Annotated in this window: 1 protein-coding gene; it reads right to left on the reverse strand. The window is 73.8% G+C overall.

Annotated features, from left to right (window positions below):
- Positions 1 to 34 precede the first annotated feature (34 nt).
- Complete coding sequence (locus tag DXD94_RS09520; RefSeq protein WP_117763895.1) at positions 35 to 1,168, reverse strand: IS110 family transposase; 1,134 nt, start codon at positions 1,166 to 1,168, stop codon at positions 35 to 37.
- Positions 1,169 to 1,429: the final 261 nt, after the last annotated feature.

Consider the following 1,429-nt stretch of genomic DNA (forward strand, 5'->3'; position numbering starts at 1 on the left):
TTGGGTGTTCCTATAGTTTTGTCAACCGTCGGGGCTACTCCCGGTAGGGCACCCGGTCGCGCATCACGGCGTATATCGCCCTGAGCCGCTTCCTCGCGACGGCCTTGAGCGCCCGCCCGTGCCCCATTCCCCGTGCCCTGCAGGCCCGGTAGTACTCGCCGTAGCGCCCCGAGGACCTCACCAGGCTGTTGCACGAGAAGATCAGCAGGGACTTGAGCTTCGCGTCGCCGCGCCTGGACGCCCTGACCGACCTCACCGACGTGCCGGAGCTCCTAACCCTCGGGGCTATGCCGCAGTACGAGGCCAGGTGGTCGTGGTCCGGGAACCTCCCGATGTCGACCGACACCGCGAGCCGCGCCGCGGTCCTCGGGCCGATGCCGGGCACGGTGAGCAGGCACGCGTAGGTCTCGTCGCCCTCGAGCAGCGCCGCCGTCTCGGCCTCGAGGGCCCCGGCCTCGTCGAGGGCCTCCGATATCCGGGCGGCCAGGAACCTGACCTGCCTGTTCTCGGCCTCGACGAGCGCCGGCGGGGGCGCGGTGGAGGCGGCCGCGGCCTCCCCGGCGGCCTCGGCCTGCGGGCCCCCGGCCCCGGAGCGGGCGATCCCCCACGCCCCGCCGAACCCGGCGAGCAGCTCCAGCCACCGCCGGTCCGACAGGTCGACCGCGGCCTCGAGGGCCGGGCAGGACTCGAGCAGCACCGCGCGCAGGCGGTTCTTGTCCCTGGTCGCGCAGGCGACGACGTGGTCGCGCTGCGACGAGAGGGCGCGGGCGGCCTCGAGGGCCTCGCCGCGGCCCGGGACCCCCGACAGGGAGTCCGGCACGCCCAGGGCGGTCCGCGCGATCACCGCGGCGTCGCGCTCGTCGGTCTTGGCCTCGCCGGCGAACAGGCCCGCGGCGCGGCTGGCGGCGAGCCCGGGCAGGTAGGCGACCTCCAGCCCCGCGGCGCGGGCCCGCCTCACGGCGAGGGACCCTATGTTGCGGAACTGGTCGACGACGACGAGCGTGCCGGCGGGCGCGGAGGCGAACAGCGCGTCGAGCTCGGCCTCCCTGTTGCGGACGGGGGCGCTGGCCAGCACCTCCCCGTCGCGGTCGATCAGGCAGGCCCAGTGCGATGACTTGCCGACGTCCAGGCCGAGCACGGCCGCGGGTCTGGTGGATGGCGCTTTCACGGTGGTATCCTTCCGGTAGTCGTTCGACCGGATGGCCTCCCCCTCGGCACTCACATTACCAGCCGCGGCACCTGCCCGGCACTTTCCTATCAGCCGTCGGGGGCGGCGCGTCCCGCGCCGGCAGCACCCAACCGGCCCTCTCGGGGGCAGGGACGTTCGGCCGTGCGCGGGCGCCCGGTCGGCGGCCCGTTCTGGGCGCGCCTCAATCGTAGCCCGAGACGGGCCCGGGCTGACAATTTCGACTGTAATGGACGTTCTTAA

It is taken from the genome of Collinsella sp. TM10-22, from assembly GCF_003466125.1.
Classification (GTDB): Bacteria; Actinomycetota; Coriobacteriia; order Coriobacteriales; family Coriobacteriaceae; genus Collinsella.